Annotated in this window: 8 protein-coding genes; 7 read left to right on the top strand and 1 reads right to left on the bottom strand. The window is 63.9% G+C overall.

Annotation, left to right across the window (positions count from 1 at the left end; translation table 11 throughout):
* Window positions 1–195: 195 nt before the first annotated feature.
* The 6 genes from AC0NIE_RS17260 to AC0NIE_RS17285 all read left to right on the top strand — a co-directional run bounded on the left by AC0NIE_RS17260 (window position 196) and on the right by AC0NIE_RS17285 (window position 16,790).
* A complete protein-coding gene (locus AC0NIE_RS17260; protein ID WP_473485177.1) occupies window positions 196–2,124 on the top strand; it encodes an autotransporter assembly complex protein TamA in 1,929 nt (642 codons plus the stop codon).
* A complete protein-coding gene (locus tag AC0NIE_RS17265; protein WP_473485178.1) occupies window positions 2,124–10,040 on the top strand; it encodes a translocation/assembly module TamB domain-containing protein in 7,917 nt (2,638 codons plus the stop codon). Before AC0NIE_RS17260 ends, AC0NIE_RS17265 begins: the two co-directional genes overlap by 1 nt.
* A gap of 399 nt (window positions 10,041–10,439) precedes the next feature.
* Window positions 10,440–12,092: an ABC transporter substrate-binding protein gene (locus AC0NIE_RS17270; protein WP_473485179.1), complete on the top strand. Its 1,653-nt coding sequence runs from the start codon at window positions 10,440–10,442 to the stop codon at window positions 12,090–12,092.
* Window positions 12,093–12,320: 228 nt separating this feature from the next.
* Window positions 12,321–13,355: an ABC transporter permease gene (locus AC0NIE_RS17275; protein WP_473485180.1), complete on the top strand. Its 1,035-nt coding sequence runs from the start codon at window positions 12,321–12,323 to the stop codon at window positions 13,353–13,355.
* Between the two features lie 12 nt (window positions 13,356–13,367).
* Window positions 13,368–14,525 carry an ABC transporter permease gene (locus AC0NIE_RS17280; protein ID WP_473485181.1) on the top strand — a complete coding sequence of 386 codons (1,158 nt, stop codon included), beginning with the start codon at window positions 13,368–13,370 and terminating at the stop codon, window positions 14,523–14,525.
* 48 nt (window positions 14,526–14,573) lie between these two features.
* Window positions 14,574–16,790 (top strand): dipeptide ABC transporter ATP-binding protein, encoded by a 2,217-nt coding sequence (locus AC0NIE_RS17285; RefSeq protein ID WP_473485182.1) that lies wholly within the window; start codon window positions 14,574–14,576, stop codon window positions 16,788–16,790.
* 13 nt (window positions 16,791–16,803) lie between these two features.
* Here AC0NIE_RS17285 and AC0NIE_RS17290 read toward each other — a convergent pair whose 3' ends face one another.
* The gene (locus AC0NIE_RS17290) at window positions 16,804–17,394 is read right to left on the bottom strand and encodes a transglycosylase SLT domain-containing protein (RefSeq protein WP_473485183.1); all 591 of its coding nucleotides are present in this window, start codon (window positions 17,392–17,394) and stop codon (window positions 16,804–16,806) included.
* A 218-nt stretch (window positions 17,395–17,612) separates the two neighbouring features.
* Here AC0NIE_RS17290 and AC0NIE_RS17295 point away from each other — a divergent pair, with 218 nt between their 5' ends.
* On the top strand, window positions 17,613–19,151 hold the full coding sequence (locus AC0NIE_RS17295; protein WP_473485184.1) for a trimethylamine methyltransferase family protein: 1,539 nt from the start codon (window positions 17,613–17,615) through the stop codon (window positions 19,149–19,151).
* Window positions 19,152–19,165: the final 14 nt, after the last annotated feature.

A 19,165-nucleotide genomic window follows, 5' to 3' on the forward strand; every position in this document is an offset into this window, starting at 1 on the left:
TCCGCCTGCCAACGGTTTCCTTTCCGGCCGATGACCGGTAGTACCTCCATAGGACAGGGATCACGCATTCTTGCGGCGACGCAGAAGGTGTGAATTCCAAGCCCTGTCCATTTCAGACAATTGGATTGTGGCTCCTTTACGAGCAATTCAGAACTTCATTCCAATTTTAGCTTTGGCAGCTAGTGTAGAGTTGTAATGTCGGCGTATGAAAGGCAGATGTCGGGAGGAACCGCGCCACGGCGTGTGCTTTCGCACGCCCTGCTTTTCGCCTTGCTGTGCTCGACTGCATTGGTTGCCGCGAGCGGAAATGCGGCCGCTTTCGAGATCTTCGGCATCAAGCTGTGGGGATCGTCAGAGGACGAAGACGCCGACATCGTCGATCCGCTGCGCTATGCGGTGACCATCGAGGCGCCCGACGCCGACGAGGACCTCGCCGAGAAGCTCGAAAACGCCTCGGCGCTGAAGGACGACGAAGAACGTCCAGTCTCTGGTTCGCTCGGCCTGCTGGCCAAGGCGCGTGGCGACCGCGATCAGCTTGTCGCCGCACTTTACGCGGACGCCCGCTATGAGGGCGTCGTCACCATCACCATCGAAGGCAAGCCGCTCGACGATTTGCCGCCCGACGCCGAATTTTCGGGTCCGCAGCCGATCCCGGTGGTGATCAACATTGCGACCGGGCCGAAATTCACGCTTGGCGACATCAGGCTGGAGGGCGATGCGGCGGGGCTGGCGGACGCCGATTTCGGCCTGATCGCCGGCGGCGATGCCGGTTCCGGTGCCGTGCTCAAGGCCGAGGCGTCGATCGTGCGGGCGCTCAAAGAGGAAGGCAGGCCGCTGGCCAAGGTGACGGACCGCGAGATTGTCGCCGACCACGCCACCTCGACGCTCGACGTAACGCTGACCGTGGCGGCCGGGCCGGCTGCCGGCTACGGCGACACCACGGTCGAGGGCACCGAAAAGGTCGACCGCGATTTCACCGAATATATGACCGGCCTGAAGCGAGGCCGCCAATATTCGCCGGAAGAGATCGACGAAGCGCGCGACCGTCTGCTCGGGCTGGAAGTCTTCAACAGCGTGACGCTGAAGGAGGCCGACGGTCTCGACGCCGACGGCAACATCCCGATCGGCGTCGAAGTGAGTGAGCGCAAGCCGCGCTATTTCGGCCTTGGCGGCACCTTCTCCAACACCGAAGGGCTCGGCCTCGAAGGCTATTGGGGCCACCGCAACCTGTTCGGCCGTGCCGAAAAGCTGCGCATCGAGGGCGCAATCAGCGGTATCGGCAGCAATGAGTTTACCGAGCTCAACTACAATGCCGGCATCATGTTCGAAAAGCCAGGAGTCGTCGGTCCGGCGTCGAAATTCTTCGCCGGCGTCAGCACCGTATTAGAGCATCCCGACGCCTACGACAATTTCTCGGTCAAGGGCAACACCGGCCTGTCTTATGAACTCGACAAGCAGCAGACGGTTTCCGCGGAAGTCGCGCTCGACTATTCGAAGATCACCGATTCTTTCGGCAAGCACACCTATCTGATTGCCAGCGTTCCGCTGCGATATGTCTATGACAACCGCGACAACCGGCTGAACCCGACGACGGGATTCAGGGCGCTGGCCTATGCCGAGCCGAGCTACGAGATTTTGAACGGTGCGGCCTTCGTCAAGCTGAGGGGCGAAGGATCGACCTATCAGTCGCTCGACACGGCTTCGAAATTCATCCTGGCCGAACGCGTCGCCATCGGCTCGATCATCGGTGCCGGCCTTCAGGAAGTTCCGGCCGACCAGCGCTTCTATTCAGGCGGCGGCGGCTCGGTGCGCGGTTATGCCTATCAGGGCATCGGTCCGAAGGACGCCGACGGACAGCCGATCGGCGGGCTTTCGTTGTTCGAGACCTCGGTCGAGATGCGCATCGCCATCACCGACACGATCGGCTTCGTGCCGTTCGTCGATGCCGGCACCGTCTCGACCAGGCAATTCCCAGATTTTTCTGGCATGAAGGTCGGCGCCGGCGTCGGCTTGCGCTATATTACGCCGTTCGGACCGCTGCGCATCGATGCGGCGGTGCCGCTCAACCGGGGTCCCGATGACCCGCATTTCGGCATCTATGCCGGCATCGGGCAGGCGTTCTGATGACAATGGTCAAGCGCATCCTCCGCATTGTCCTTTTCGCGCTGCTCATCGTGGTGGCGGCGGTGGTCGGTGCGCTCGTCGTGCTGACCAAGACCGAGCGCGGCCGCGACAATCTCGCCGGCATCATCTCGACCATGGCGTCGACCGATGACCAGAAGGTCAGGGTAAGCGGCATCGACGGCATCTGGTCCGGCGCGCTGACTGTCAATCATGTGGTGCTGGAGGATCGCCAGGGCGCCTGGCTGGTGGCGCGCAAGGTGGCCGTCGACTGGTCGCCGCTGGCGCTTCTGTCGAAAAACTTCAGCGCCGGCCGCATCGCCGCCGATCGCATCGAAATGGCGCGGCTGCCGGTGGCCGGCACCCAGCCGAGCCAAGGTGGCGCCACCACGCTGCCGGTGTCGCTCGACATCAAGCAGATCGACCTGCCGGAAATCGCGCTCGGGCAGGCCCTGGCCGGCAGCGGCATCGCAGAGCTCGCGGCCAAGGGGTCATTCAAGGCCGACGCGGCGCCGTTGGCGCTCGAAACCAGCCTCAACATCACCCGCCACGACGGCAAGCAAGGCAAGGTCGACGCCAACATCCATTTCGCGCCCGCCGACAACAAGCTCGACCTCGATCTGAAGGCATCCGAGCCGGCCGGCGGCATCATCGCCAATCTGCTCAATTTGCCGGATGCGCCGCCAGTCAACATCGTCGTCACCGGCACCGGGCCGGTCGCCAACTGGAGCGGCATCGGTACCTTCGTCGTCGACGGCCAGATCGCCACCCAGCTCACCGGCCGTCATCAGCTCACCGACAAGGGCAACTATGTCGAGGCCAAGGGCGACGGCGACTTCCAGCGCTTCATGCCCGACAATCTGAAGTCCTTGTTTGCCGGCAAGACCAGCTTCGACCTCGCCGGAACCGCGATCGTGACCGGCGGCGTCGAGGTCGAACGCGCCAGCATCGACAGCGATGCCGTGCATGGCACGGCCGCGGGCATCATCGACCCCAATGGCGCCAGCGACCTTTCGGTGGAGCTCGCCGCTAAGGGTCCACCAATCGTGCTCAGTCTCGGCACCACGGCGCAGCCGGTGACCGTCGCGATCACCGGCGCCACGGCGCGCGCGTTCGGCGGCGGCAAGGCGCCGATAGTCGACATCGGCGCGTCGCTGGTCTCGGTGGTTGCGGGCGGCACGCGGGTGGACGATCTGGCGGCTGAGATCCATTCCGACGGCTTCGACATCCAGGACCGCAGCGGACCGCTCACCATCAAGCTTGCGGCCGGTGGCCTCAACACCGACGTGGCGACGCTGGCGCCGCTGGTGACCGGCAGGGTGACCGCCGACCTCGCCGGGTCGGTGAGCAAGGACGAGATCGTCGTCGATCAAGGCACGCTGCGCAGCGACGCGCTCAATGCCTCGGTGACGTCCAGGGTGACGCTGGCCGATTTGGCGATGACGCTCAAGATGAATGCCGATGCCGTCTCGACAGCGCTGCCGCCGCAGATCCGCCCGGTTCTCGGCGAGCGTGTGACATTCTCGGCGACCGCGACCCGCGACCCGCAAGGCTTGTTTGCCGCCAATGCACTGCAATTCACTTCGGGCTCGCTCAGCGCCAGCGGCACCGCCAGCGCGACGGGCACCGACATCCAGGCCGATATCAGGGGTACGCTCGGTGACGTTTCGGTGCTGTCGCCGATGGTTGGCGTACCGGTGGGCGGGGCCGTCGATTTCGCGCTGACGGCGAGCGGCGCGCGCACGGCGCCGGATTTCTCAGTCTCGGCCGACAGCGACAGCCTGACCGCGTCGGGCCGCACGGTCAAGACGATCAAGCTGACTGCGACGGGGAAGGCCGACATCGCCAATCCCGCCGCCGATGTCGCACTGACAGGGTCCGTCGACGACCAGCCGCTCGATCTTAGGGCATCGTTGGTGACGAGCGACGGAAAGCGTTCCATTAACGGGCTTAGCCTGTCGCTGGCCGACAACAAGGTCTCGGGCGATCTCGCTCTCGACGACAGCTTGCTGCCACTCGGCACGCTGACACTCGAAGCGCCCGATATCGGGCCGCTGGCCGCACTTGCCGGGCAGACGGCGGCAGGCGACGTGCAGGGCAGCATCCGCCTCTCGAGTGATGGTGGCGCGCCGACGGTCGCGATCGATCTGACGAGCGGGTCTATTTCGCGCGGCGATCTGGCGGCAAAGACCATCGCCGTTAACGCGCTGATCGCCAACTATCTCGCCGCACCGGTGATCTCCGGCACGATCAAGGCTGATACGGTCACATCGGGGGCCACCGTGATCAGCGGCATCGGTGTCGATTTGAAGCGCGACGGCGACTGGACCGGGTTTTCCGGCGGCGCCACCGTCGCCGGCATTCCGGCCATGGTCGAAGGCAGGGTGAAGATCGCGGACGGCACGACAAGTGTCGAGATCGCTTCCGGCGAAGCGACCATTCGCGGCATCAAGGCGGCGATCGCGCAGCCGTCGACCCTGAGCATCGCCAATGGCACGGCCAGCATCGAAAAGCTGCTGCTCGATGTCGGCGGCGGATCGGTGACCGTGTCCGGCACCGCCGGCCCGACGCTCGACCTCGCGGCGGAGTTTTCCGCACTGCCGGCCGCCCTTGCCAATGATTTTTCACCCGGCCTCATCGCCGCGGGTACGCTCGGTGGAACGGCGCAAGTGACCGGACCGTCGGCAGCCCCCGACATTCGTTTCAGTGCGCAGCTCAGCGGCGCCGAGACCAGCCAGACCCGCCAGGCGGGGCTCGGGCCGCTCACCTTCGATGCGGCAGGCAGTTTCTCGTCCGCCGGCGGCATTGCCATCGACCACGCGACGCTTGCCGGTGACAAAATTTCCGGCAAGGCCGCCGGCACCATCAACCCGAACGGCGCCAGCGATTTTGCGCTCGACCTGGCCTCGACCGGCCCGAGCCTGCCGCTGGCGCTTGGCAGTACCGAGAGCCCGATCAATCTAGAGTTGCAGGCGCTGTCGGTGGAGGTCGCGGGGCAGGGCATGCAATCGACGCTGAATATCTCCGCGACACTGCCGTCGGTCGCAACCAACCTAGCCAAGGCCGAAGGCATCGCGCTTGCGCTCCATTCCGACGCCTTCGATCTGAAGGGCCGGACAGGGCCGATTTCCGGCACGGTGACGGCGGACAAGATCGGCCTGGACAATCCGACCATCGCGCCGCTGCTCGCCGGCAGGATCACGGCACAAGTCGCTGGCAGCCTCGCGACCGACACCATCGTCATCGACAGCGGCTCGGTGACGAGCGAGGCACTGGACAGCGGCTTTAATGGAAGGGTCTCGCTGGCCGATGGCGCCATCGATTTCAACCTCAGGGCGGATGCGGCTTCCGCAGCACTGCCGGCGGCTGTGCGCGGTGTGCTCGCCGAGCGGACGCAGCTCAGCGCGGCACTGAAGCGCGACGCCAACGGCAATGTTACCGCCAACGCCATCAGGCTGGTATCAGGTGCATTCAGCGCCGACGGGCAGGCCAGCCTCGCCGACAACAAGGTCAGCGCCGACGTCAAGGGCGCGCTGGCCGACATCTCGCTTCTGTCCGGGGATGCCAAGGGCGCCATAACGTTCGCGCTGAAGGCGCAGGGCGCCGGTACAGCGCCGGACCTGTCGCTGACAGTCGATAGCGACCGGCTTTCGGTGGCGGCGCGAGAAATCACCGGGTTGAGGCTCACCGCGACGGGGAAGGGCGACATCGCCAGCCCTGCGGCCGATATCTCGCTCACCGGATCCGTCAATGACGAGCCACTCGATTTCAAGGCGTCGCTGGTAACGCGCCAGGGAAAGCGGTCCATAGACGGACTAAGCCTGTCGCTGGGCGACAACAAAGTTTCGGGCGACCTTGCTCTCGACGATAGATTCCTGCCGCTCGGCACGGTGGCGCTGGATCTACCCGATATCAGTCCGCTCGCAGCCCTGGCGCTGGAAAAAGCTAACGGCGACGTGCGTGGCACGATCGCCTTCTCGAAGACCGGCAATGCGCCTGAGGTCACCATCAAGGCTTCGACGGCTTCGATTTCACGCGGCGATGTTTCGGCAAAGACGGTCACCATCGATGCGCTGATTGCTAACTATCTCGCGGCACCGGTGATCTCCGGAAAAATCCGTGCCGACAGCGTCACCTCCGGCGGCACCGTCATTCGCGGCATCGATGTCGATCTCAAGCGTGACGGCGACTGGACAGGCTTTTCCGGCGGCGCCACCGTCAAGGACATTCCGGCCAGGGCCGAAGGCAGGGTGAAGATCGCCGACGGCACGACAAGCGTCGAGATCGCCTCGGGCGAAGCGACCATTCGCGGCATCAAGGCGGCGATCGCGCAGCCGTCGAGCTTAAACATCGCCAATGGCACGGCCAGCATTGAGAAGCTGATGCTCGATGTCGGCGGCGGATCGGTGACCGTGTCCGGCACCGCCGGCCCGACACTCGACATCGCGGCAGAGTTTTCCGCGCTGCCGGCAGCCCTTGCCAATGATTTTTCACCGGGCCTCGACGCTGCGGGCACGCTCGGCGGAACGGCGCAAGTGATGGGACCGTCGGCAGCCCCCGACATTCGTTTCAGTGCGCAGCTCAGCGGCGCCGAGACCAGCCAGACCCGCCAGGCGGGGCTCGGCTCGCTCAACCTCGATGCGGCAGGCAGCTTTTCGGCCGCCGGCGGCGTTGCCATCGATCACGCGACGCTTACCGGTAACAAAATTTCCGGCAAGGCCGCCGGCACCATCAATCCGAACGGCGCCAGCGATTTTGCGCTCGACCTGGCCTCGACCGGCCCGAGCCTGCCGCTGGCGCTTGGCAGCACCGAGAGCCCGATCAAGCTCGAGCTGCAGGCGCTTTCGGTAAAGGCTGCAGGGCAGGGCACGCAGCCGAAGCTTGATATCTCCGCTGTTCTGCCTTCGGCCGCCACCAATCTAGCTAAGGTCGAGGGGCTCACCCTGGCATTGCACTCGGACGCCTTCGACGTGAAAAGCCGGACAGGGCCAATTTCCGGCACGGTGACGGCGGACAAGATCGGCCTGGACAATCCAACCATCGCGCCGCTGATCGCCGGCAGGATCACCGCCAAGGTCGCCGGCAGCCTCGCGACTGACACCATCGTGATCGACAGCGGGTCGGTGACGGGCGACGCGCTGAACACCGGCTTCGACGGAAGGGTCTCGCTGGCCGACGGCGCCATCGATCTCAACCTCAGGGCGGATGCGGCTTCCGCAGCGCTGCCGGCGGCAGCGCGCGGTGTGCTCGCGGAGCGGACAGAACTCAGTGCCGCGTTGAAGCGTGACGCCAATGGCAATGTCACCGCCAACGCGATCAGGCTGGTGTCCGGCGCGCTGACCGCCGACGGGCAGGCCAGCCTTGCCGACAACCAACTCGCCGCCGACATCAAGGGCGCGCTGACCGACATCTCGCTTCTGTCCGGGGATGCCAGGGGCGCCATCGCTTTCGCGCTTAACGTGCAAGGCGCCGGCACCGCGCCCGACCTGTCGCTGACGGTCAACAGCGACCGGCTCTCGGTGGCCGAACGTGAGATCACCGGGCTGAGGCTCACCGCCACCGGCAAGGCCGATGCCGCCAACCCGGCGGCCAATGTCCAACTGACCGGAAATGTCGCGGGCCAGCCCCTGCAAGGCAGTGCCGTGCTGGCGACGTCCGACGGCAAGCGCGCCATCAACGGGCTTTTGCTGTCACTCGGCAAGAACCGGGTATCAGGCGACCTGGCACTTGACGAGGCGTTCGTGCCTGATGGCACCGTGGCGCTCGACCTGCCTGATATCGGACCGCTCGCAGCCCTTGCGCTGGAAAAGGCGGAAGGCGACGTGCGTGGCACGATCGTCTTCTCGAAGACCGGCAATGTGCCTGAGGTCACCATCAAGGCTTCGACGGCTTCGATTTCACGCGGCGATGTTGCGGCAAAGACGGTCACCATCGATGCATCGATCGCCAACTATCTCGCGGCACCGGTGATCTCCGGAAAGATCCGTGCCGACAGCGTCACCTCCGGCGGCACCGTCATTCGCGGCATCGATGTCGATCTCAAGCGTGACGGCGACTGGACAGGCTTTTCCGGCGGCGCCAACGTCAAGGACATTCCCGCCAGGGCCGCCGGCCGCGTCAGGATCGCCAATGGCACGACGACGGTCGAGCTCACCTCCGGCCAGGCGACCATGCGCGGCATCAAAGCGGCGATCGCGCAGGCCTCGACCATCACCATCGCCAACGGCACCACCAGCCTGGATCGGCTCGCGCTCAACCTCGGCGGCGGCACGGCGACGGTTTCGGGCAAGGTCGGGGAGGCGCTCAATCTCAACGCGACGCTGGCGCGGGTGCCGATGTCGCTCGCCAACAGTTTCTCGCCGGGCCTCGATGCCGCCGGCTCGATCTCGGGCACGGTGAAGGTGACGGGCGCGCCGGCCAATCCGGCCGTCGCCTTCAAGATCGACGCCGCAGGCGTCCAGACGTCGCAGACCCGCGGTGCCGGTTTCGGCGGTATGGGCGTTTCGTCCTCCGGCACGTATTCGGGCAACAGACTGACCTTCGACGCCAGCATGAGCGATGCCGCCGGTCTCGGCCTCAAGGGCGGCGGCACGATGACGACATCAGGCACGCCCACCCTTGATCTCGACTTTTCCGGCAAGGTGCCGTTCGCTTTCCTCACTCGGACACTCGCCGCGCAAGGCCTGTCGTTGAGCGGCACGGCCGACGTCAATTTGAAGGTGCGCGGCCCGGCGACGTCGCCGGTGATCACAGGCACGGTCCGCACGTCGGGTGCCCGCCTGATCGATGCACGCTCGGGACTTGCGATCAACGATATCACCGCCGATGTGGCGATCGGCGGTGGCGTGGCCAGGATCAACCGCTTGACCGGCAATTTGTCGACGCGCGGCAGCCTGTCGGCCAGCGGCACGGTCGGCATCAATCCGGCGCAAGGTTTTCCGGCCGATCTGTCGGTCAAGCTCGTCGACGGCCGCTACACCGACGGCAGGGTGGTCACCGCCAATCTCAGTGGCGACCTGACCATCAAGGGGCCGCTCGCGTCGGCGCCGGTGATCTCGGGTACGATCAACCTGGCCAAAACCGTCATCACCGTTCCCGAAAAGCTGCCGGGCTCGCTGGCGGCGCTCAACGTCAAGCACAGGAACGCACCGGCTGCCGTGCGCGCACAAGACAAAGCGTTGCGCCCGGCGACGGCGAGCGGCAGCAGCGGTGGCGGCGGCCTCAACCTCGATGTCACGGTCAACGCGCCGAGCCAGATATTTATCCAGGGCAGGGGTGTCGATGCCGAGCTTGGCGGTTCGCTGCGGCTGACCGGCCCGGCATCGTCGCCGCAAGCCGTCGGCACCTTCACCTTGCAGCGCGGGCGGCTGACGATCCTCGCCAAGCGGCTGACCTTCACCGAAGGCACGGTCGGCTTTTCAGGCTCGCTGGTGCCTTATCTCAACCTCACGGCGACATCGACGACGAGCAGCGCCACCGTCACCATCGTGGTATCGGGCGAGGCGACCAATCCGAAATTCAACTTCTCGTCGGTGCCGGCGCTGCCGGAAGACGAGGTCCTGGCGCAGTTGATTTTCGGCCGCTCGATGTCGAACCTGTCGCCGCTGCAGATCGCTCAGCTTGCCGAAGCCGCCGCGCAGCTGGCCGGTGTCGGCGGCTCGACCTCGCTGCTCCAGAACTTGCGCAGCGCGATCGGCGTCGACGATCTCGACGTCATCACCGACGAAGAGGGCGGCACCGCGGTGTCGGCGGGCAAATACCTCAACGACCGCACCTATGTGACGATCCAGAAGGGCGACAAGCCGGGTTCGGGCAAGGCGGCGATCGATCTCGACGTCGGGCGCGGCGTCAAATTGCGCGGCGAGGCCACCGACGCCGGCGAAGCCAAGGGCGGCGTTTTCTACGAGCGCGAGTACTGAAGCCGGCCGACGCGAAAGGGTCTGGCAATCCGACAGTCGTCGCCGTTCTGGCACCCTGTCCGGGATCGGCTGGCGCTGTGCAAAGTTTCGCGCATGACGCCGAAAATCGGAATCGATTTTCGGTTAGGAATTATGCGCAAATCAAAGTGCTACAGCGTCCTTTGCGCGCCCAGCAGGACGCGCGGCGCTGTCGTGAATGTCTCAGTTTAATCGATGCCGGAGATTCGAACGAAATCTGCCGGGCAATAGCAATTTTGCGCCAAGACTGTCGTTATCACGCGAACTGCTTCCCTTCCAAAGTTGCACATTCCTTGGCATGTTCCCAACCCGTGCCGTTTTTGACATCATGGCCCGGATGCGGAATGGTAAAAGGCAGAAAGCCAACAATGGGAGTTCGTGATGACAATCTACAAGAGTAATGGCGATCGCGTTCCGGATCACATCCATGCAATGGCCGAAGAAGCCAGGGCCGGACGTGTCGATCGCCGCGAGTTTCTCGCTTTGGCCAGCGTCTTCGGCGCGTCTACGGCGATGGCCTATGGTATGCTCGGCCTCGCCGACCCGACGCCAGCGAGAGCGCAGGACGTACAGGGCAAGAAGGGCGGCATACTGAAGGTCGCTATGTGGATCAAGGATGCGAAGGATCCGCGCAAGGCCGACTGGTCGGAAATCGCCAATGCCGAGCGCCAGGCACTCGAGCCGTTGGTCAAGTACACAACCGAATACACGTTCCGCCCCTACCTGCTCGAGAGCTGGGACGTCAACGACGATGCCACCGAGTACACCCTGCATGTGCGCAAGGGCGTCACCTGGAACAACGGCGATCCGTTCACCGCGGACGACGTCATCTTCAACTTCAAGCGTTGGGCCGACAAGAAGGCCGAAGGCAATTCCATGCCCGGTCGTCTCGGCTCGCTGGTCAAGGACGACAAGCTGGATGAGAGCGCAGTCACCAAGGTCGACGATTTGACGGTCAAGCTGAAGCTCAGCACGCCGGATATCGCGCTCATCCCCAATGTGTGCGACTATCCCGGTCTCATCGTCCACAAGACCTTCGACGAAAAGGGTGGTGATTTCAAAGCCTGCCCGATCGGCACCGGCCCGTTCGAACTCGTCTCCTACGATGTCGGCCAAAAAGTCGTCTACAAGCGCCGCGAAGACAACAAGTGGTGGGACGGCGAGGTCTTTCTCGACGGCATCGAGTTCATCGACTACGGCACCGATCCGGCGGCCACGGTCAGCGCCTTCGAATCCGGAGAGGTCCATACCAATTTCGAGACGTCGGCCGACTATGTGTCGATCCTCGACGGTGTCGACCTGGTCAAGTACGAGGTGGTCACCGCAGCGACCATCGTCTGCCGCACCAATGTGGCCAACAAGCCTTATGACGATCAGAAGGTCCGCAACGCGCTGCAGCTCGCGGTAGACAACGCTGTCGTGCTCCAGCTCGGCAACGGCAATGCCGGCACTGTCGCCGAAAACCACCATGTCAGCCCGGTCCATCCGGAATACTACGAGCTGCCAAAGATTGCCCGCGATCCGGCCAAGGCGAAGGCGCTGATGGAGGAAGCCGGTCAGGCCGATTTCGAGCACGAGCTGATCACGGTCGACGAAGACTGGCACAAGAATACCGGCGATGCGATCGCCGCGCAGATGCGCGACGCCGGCATCAAGGTGAAGCGCACGGTGCTGCCGGGTTCGACGTTCTGGAACGACTGGACGAAGTATCCGCTGTCGATGACCAACTGGAACATGCGGCCGCTCGGCGTCCAGGTTCTGGCGATCGGCTACCGCACCGGCGAAGCCTGGAACGAAACCGCCTGGTCGAATCCCGAATGGGATGCCAAGCTCAACGCCGCGCTTTCGGTCGCCGACGCCGCCAAGCGCAAGGAGATGATGAAGGACATTGAGCAGATCCTGCAGGATTCCGGCATCATCATCCAGCCCTACTGGCGCAAGCTCTACAGTCACTCGGTGGCTGGTGTTAAGAACTACGCCATGCACCCGACCTTCGAGCGCGACTACGGCAAGGTCTGGCTCGACGAGGCCTGATCGGATCGATCGTGGAAGGGGCGGTTCGCCCCTTCCACCCACGCCATGCATGATTCCACAACCGAAAGTAGGCGCAGCAAAGAAAAGCGCGGACTCTTCGGATAGGGGCGTGCAATAAGACAGGGTTGATCGCATTCTGAGGGTCCGTTTGACAGCCAGCTCTGCCGATAGCGGCTGAGTTGGCTCCAAGCCGGCCTCAACCCCAACCAGACCGGCAGGGGGACCGCCATGCTTTCTTTCATCCTTCGACGCCTCGGCACCATGGCATTGACGATGCTGTGCCTGACGATGGTCGTGTTCTTCCTGATCAATCTCGACCCCAACCTGAAAAAGCTGGCGATCAGCCAGACTGAAATGCACACCTCGGCCGAGCAGCTCGAAAGCTGGCTGGTCAATCATGGCTACCGCCAGAATTTCTTCTCCCGTTATGGCCAATGGCTGGGTATCGTGCCCAAACAGCCGGTCACAGACCCGGCAACGGGCAAACCCGCGCGACGTTTTTCCTTCTGCAACGATCCTGTCGAGCCGACGTTCTCCGGCGTGCTGCAGGGTGACTTCGGCTGCTCGACCAAGTTCAAGACGACGGTGGCATCGAAGCTTTTCCCGGCGCTCGGCGCCACCGGCATCCTGATGTTCTGGGTGCTTGTGGTGATGGTGCCGATCTCGCTTCTGATCGGGATCCTCGCCGGCATGCGCGAGGGCTCGCGCACCGATCGGACATTGTCCGTCGCCTCGATCGCCTCGACGGCGACGCCCGAATATGTGTCGGGCGTCATTTTTACCGTCATCTTCGCCTCATGGCTCGGCCTGCTGAACGGTTCGGCGGCTTCGGCCAGCCGGGGCATCACCTTCTACAACTTCACCTTGCCGGTGATGACGCTGGCGATCTACGGCATCGGCTACATCGCAAGAATGACCCGCGCCTCGATGGTCGAGGTGATGACGCAGCAATATATCCGCACCGCGCGGCTGAAGGGCCTCTCCTTCGGCAGCGTCGTGGTCAAGCATGCGCTGCGCAACGCGCTGATCGCGCCGTTCACGGTCATCATGCTGCAATTTCCCTGGCTGCTCACCGGCGTCGTCATCGTCGAGGTGATGTTCCGCTATCAGGGCTTCGGCTACACGCTGGTCGAGGCGGCCGGCAACAACGACATCGATCTTCTGCTCGGCTGCTCGCTGGTCTCGGTGCTCATCGTCCTGATCACACAGCTCATTTCCGATGTCGGCTACGCGTTTCTCAATCCGCGTATCAGAGTTCAATAGGGGATCGGGCGGATGCTGCTTGAATATATCGGCGCCTTCAATGTGGTGCTTGGCGTGCTTGCGCGTTTCTGGCCGGTCTGGATCGCCCTCGTCCTGGTGATGGGGGCGAGCTTCGCCTACAAGAAGCGGCTTGGCCTCTACGGTCAGCTCTTCGACAGCAGCGTCGGCATCGTCGGCGTCGGCATCTGCCTGTTCTGGCTGTTCACAGCGATCTTCGCGTCGACCATCTCGCCCTTCAATCCGCTTGCCCAGGTGGCGATCATGAAGGATGCGCTGCCGGGCGCGATCGAGCCGCAATCGGGACTTGTCTACCTCTTCGGCGGCGACAAGCTCGCCCGCGACGTGTTCAGCCGCATGGTCTATGGCAGCCAGATCGTGCTGATCATCGCGCCGGCGGCGACCGGTTTCGCGCTGATGGTCGGCATCACGCTTGGCCTGCCGGCCGGCTACTATGGCGGCAAGATCGATACGGTGCTGTCCTTCCTCGCCAACCTGGTGCTCGCCTTCCCGGTGATCCTCCTGTTCTACCTGCTGGTGACGCCGGGCATCATGGACACGCCGATTCCCTATGCGATGGCCGGCCTGTTCTTCCTGTTCCCGATCATCTTCTTCAGCGTGCTGTTCTGGACGCGCTACAAGAAACGGTCCGACCGCCTCTACATCCTCTTGGGACTGACGCTGATCATTGGCGGCTGGGTCTATGCCGGCCTGGTCTTCGACGCCGACCCGTTCAGGATCATCCACATCGATCCCAACCAGCTCAACATCTTCGTGGCGGTGGTGTTCGCCTCCAGCCCGGGCGTGTTCCGTATCGTGCGCGGCCTCACCATGGACATCAAGACGCGCGACTATGTTGCGGCGGCGCAGACGCGCGGTGAATCGCCTTGGTACATCATGCTTTGGGAGATCCTGCCCAATGCGCGCGGGCCGCTGATCGTCGACGCCTGCCTGCGCATCGGCTACACCACGATCCTGCTCGGCACGCTCGGCTATTTCGGCTTGGGGCTGGCGCCCGAGAGCCCGGACTGGGGCACCGCGATCAAGGATGCCAGCCGGCTGCTGCGCTCCTTCATCCATCCGGCGCTGCCGCCGACGATCGCGCTGATGTCGTTCGTGCTGGGGCTGAACCTTTTGGCCGACTCGCTGCGTGAACAATCGATGAAAGATTGATGGACGGGTCTTCGACCCTATTTAGAAGAACAAGGATTGGAGCGACCCATGAATGAGGCAGTTCGAAATCCCGCCGAGCCGACCAATGGGCCGATCATCGAGATCGAGAACCTGTCGATCTCCTTCTTCACCCGCAAGGGTGAGATACCGGCCGTTATGGACTTCTCCTGCACGGTCATGCCTGGCGAAGCGATGGGCATCGTCGGTGAATCCGGCTGCGGCAAGTCGACCGTGTCGCTCGGCATCATGCGCGATCTCTCCAACATCGGAAAGATCGTCGGCGGCCGGATAAAGTTCCAGGGCAAGGACATGGGCGAGCTGTCCGACGAGGAACTGCGCGCCATCCGCGGCAACAAGATCGCGATGATCTACCAGGAGCCGATGGCCAGCCTGAACCCGGCGATGAAGGTCGGCCAGCAACTGATGGAAGTGCCGCTGATCCACGACAAGGTGTCGAAGGAAGAGGCTTATAGGCGCGCGCTGGAAATGGTGCGCTCGGTCAGGCTGCCCGATCCCGAGCGCATGATGCGCTCCTTTCCGCACCAGCTTTCCGGTGGCCAGCAACAGCGTATCGTCATCGCCATGGCGCTGCTGTCGAAGCCGGCGCTGCTCCTGCTCGATGAGCCAACGACGGCGCTCGACGTGACGGTGGAAGCCGGCATCGTCGACCTGGTCAAAGGGCTCGGCGAGAAGTTCGGCACCTCGATGATCTTCGTGTCGCACAATCTCGGCCTGATCCTGGAAACCTGCGACCGCATCACGGTGATGTATTCGGGCGAAGCGGTGGAGACCGGCAAGATCAAGGACGTCTTCGACCGGATGCGCCATCCCTACACGCAAGGCTTGTTCCGCTCGATCCCGCTGCCCGGCGCCGACAAGAATTCGCGGCCTCTGATCTCCATCCCGGGGCAATTGCCGCTGCCGCACGAGCGGCCGAAGGGCTGCAATTTCGGCCCCCGCTGCCACCATTTCGTCGAGGGTGTCTGCAACGCCGCCGAAATCCCGATGATCGCGGTCGACGGCCACGAAGGCCATTTTTCGCGCTGCGTGCGCTTCAACGAGATCGACTGGGAGGCGCTGCCGCCCGGCGCCAAGAAGGTCAACGAGCGCGTCGAGCCCGGCGCGCCGGTGCTCAAGATCGAGGATCTCAAAAAGTACTACAAGGTCGGCGGCAGCGAAGTGTTCGGCTCGAGCGAGGGCCGCGTCGTCAAGGCCAACGAGACGATCTCCTTCATGGCACGCGAATCCGAGACCGTCGCCATCGTCGGCGAGTCCGGTTGCGGAAAGTCGACGCTGGCCAAGGTGCTGCTCGGACTGGAGACAGCAAGCTCCGGCAGCGTGACGCTCGGCAACCAACAGATCCAGTCGACCGGCGTCGAGAAGCGCAGCGTCGAGACGGTGTCGTCGATCCAGATGGTGTTCCAGAATCCGTTCGACACGCTCAACCCCAGCCACACGGTCGGCTCGCAGATCATCCGCACGCTGGAAAAGTTCAATGTCGGCAACACCGTCGCCGACCGCCGCAAGCGCATGCTGGAGCTGCTCGACCTGGTGAAGTTGCCGCGGGCGTTCGAGACCCGCAAGCCGCGCCAGCTTTCCGGCGGCCAGAAGCAGCGCATCGGCGTGGCGCGGGCCTTTGCCGGCGACGCCAAGGTGGTGGTGGCCGACGAGCCGGTCTCGGCGCTCGACGTGTCGGTGCAGGCGGCGGTGACTGAGCTCCTGATGGACATCCAGCGCAAGAACAAGACGACGATGCTGTTCATCAGCCACGACCTGTCGGTGGTGCGCTACATCGCCGACCGCGTCGTCGTCATGTATCTCGGTTATATCGTCGAGCAGGGCACGACCGACCAGATCTTTTCGCCGCCCTATCATCCCTATACCGAAGCGCTGCTGTCGGCGATTCCGATCGCCGACACCAGCGTGATCAAGAAGCACATCGTGCTGGAAGGCGACATTCCGTCGGCGATGAACCCGCCAACCGGCTGTCCGTTCCAGACGCGCTGCGGCTACAAGAAGCTGGTGCCGGACAATCTTTGTGAGACGCAGGTGCCGCCAGTGAAGAATCTCGGCGACGGTCATATGAGCCTGTGCTGGCTTGCCGACGACGTGCTGGCGAAAATGGAGCCGGTGATCAAGTTCGACAAGGAGCATGCCGCCAATGAAGGCGTGCCGGACGACGCGCCGCACGGCGTCGGTCCGGGCTTTGCCGGCGTTCCGCCCAAGCGTCCACGCGGCAAAAGGCCGAAGCTGACGGATGGCTAGGTCCGAGACGCCGTCAAGGCGCGCATTGGCGTAGCTGCGCGGCGTAGTCCCGAGCCATCTGCTCGGTGGCCCGCGCATAGCGCTGCACCCCGGCATCGCCGCGGTTCCCGCGGCCATAGGCCGTCCAGCCGAGATAATAGGCCAGATAGAGATTGTAGGTGTCGTTTCGGGCGACGCCGAGCGTTTCGGCGGTCTTGGAATGATACCAGCCGACGAAATCGACGGCATCGGCGAACCTGGTGCGGCGCGCCGCCCAACTTCCCGTCTCGCTTTGATACTGCGCCCAGGTGCCGTCAAGCGCCTGCGAGAAGCCGGAGGCGCTGGAGACACGTTTCCAGGGAATGAAGCCGAGAAGCTTGGTGCGCGGCGGCCTGGCGTTGCTCTTGAAGCCGGATTCCTTGCGCACAGTCGCCATCAGCACGGGAACCGGCACGCCGTGCTTCTGTTCGGCGCGTTCGGCCGCCGCCTGCCAGTTGTCGAACCAACCGTCATTCTGGTCGAACACGGCGCAGACATCGTTGATATGGTTCGGCGGCGTCGCGCAGGCCGACAGCGCCAGCAGCACGGTAACAGCTACAATTTTACTAAAACTCGACCTACCCATTGGAGGAGGATTAGGCCGAAAACATAAAAGGAATCTTGCTGCGTTCCTTAACGACCCATCGGCCGCTTTGGTCGGTTCAGAACGAGGATAGATATTCCGACGTTTTCCGTCGCTTTTGTCGGCATGAAGCTACCAAAATGCCGCCTTGGCTAAAATCACGCCCGTTGGTGGCGGATTTCCGACAGCCCGGTCGTCGTGCCGGCGCTTTGATGCGCCGCATGACCGAACCGAGACGCAAGCGCGGCGCTGAGCGAACTAGCAACAGGGGGCCGGCCGCCATCCCGCAACTGCCGCTGCGGCGCGTGACGAATCCCTATCCGCCAATGGCGATGCTCTCGGCCGACCAGATCGAGGCGATCCATCAGGCGTCGATGCACATCCTGGAGAATTTCGGCATCGAGGTGATGAGCCCGCGGGCGCTTTCGCTGTTCGAGAAGGCTGGGGCCAAGGTCGATCATACGTCGATGACTGTCCGCATCGACCGCGGCATGGTCGATCAGGCACTGGGGGCGACGCGGTCGAGCTATACGCTGACGCCGCGCAACCCGGTCCGTGCCGTTCATCTCGGCGGCAACACCATCAATTTTACGCTCGTCGCCGGACCTCCCAACGTGCACGACATGGAACGCGGCCGCCGCGCCGGCAATTTGCGCGACTATTGTGATCTCACCCGGCTGGCGCAGCATTTCAACTGCATCCACATGCTCGGCAACCAGGTCTGCGCCCCGGTGGAACTGCCGGCCAATTCCCGCCACCTCGACACCTATTTCGCCAATCTGACGCTGACCGACAAAAGTTTTCACGTCTCGGCGATCGGCCGCGGCAGGGCGCTGGACGGCATCGAAATGATGGCGATTTCGCGAGGGTTGACGCTTGATGAGATGCGCGACGATCCCGGCGTCACCACCATCATCTCGGTTAACTCGCCGCGCCGCTTCGACGAGATGATGGCCGAAGGGCTGATGACCATGGCCGAGTTCGGCCAATCGGTCGCGGTAACGCCGTTCACGCTGATGGGGGCGATGAGCCCGGTGACGCTTGCCGGCGCGCTCGCGCAACAGAACGCCGAGGCACTGTTCGGCGTGGTCTTGACGCAGCTTGTCCGCCCTGGCGCCCCGGTCATGTATGGCGCCTTCACCTCCAATGTCGACATGAAGTCGGGCGCGCCGGCCTTCGGCACGCCGGAGAACACCAAGGCCAACATCGCCTCCGGGCAGTTGGCACGGCGCTATGGACTGCCGTACCGGACGACGCCGGGCTCGGCCTCCAACGCCGCCGACGCGCAAGGCGCCTATGAGACGCTGATGGCGCTGTGGGGCGCGGTGCTCGGCCACGGCAACCTCGTCTACCACGCTGCCGGCTGGCAGGAAGGCGGGCTGACCGCGTCGTTCGAAAAGTTCATCATCGACGTCGAGATGATCCAGCACATGATGGAGTTTTTGCGCCCAATCGAAGTCAACGAGGCGGAACTCGCCGTCGAGGCGCTGGGGGCGGTGCCGACCGGCGGCCATTTCTTCGGCGAGCCGCACACGCTGGAGCGCTACGCCACCGCCTTCTACCAGCCGATGCTCTCCAACTGGCAGAACTACGAGGCGTGGCAGGAGACCGGCGGGCTCGACGCCACGGCGCGGGCGACGCGGCTGTGGAAGAAAGCGCTGGAAGATCATGTCGAACCGGCGATGGATATTTCCGTGCGCGAGGCGCTGGAGGTGTATGTGGCCAGGCGCAAGGAAGCGATCGGGCAAGGCGAGCCATGATGGTCGAAGGCTTG

It is taken from the genome of Mesorhizobium sp. WSM4842 (assembly GCF_055901575.1).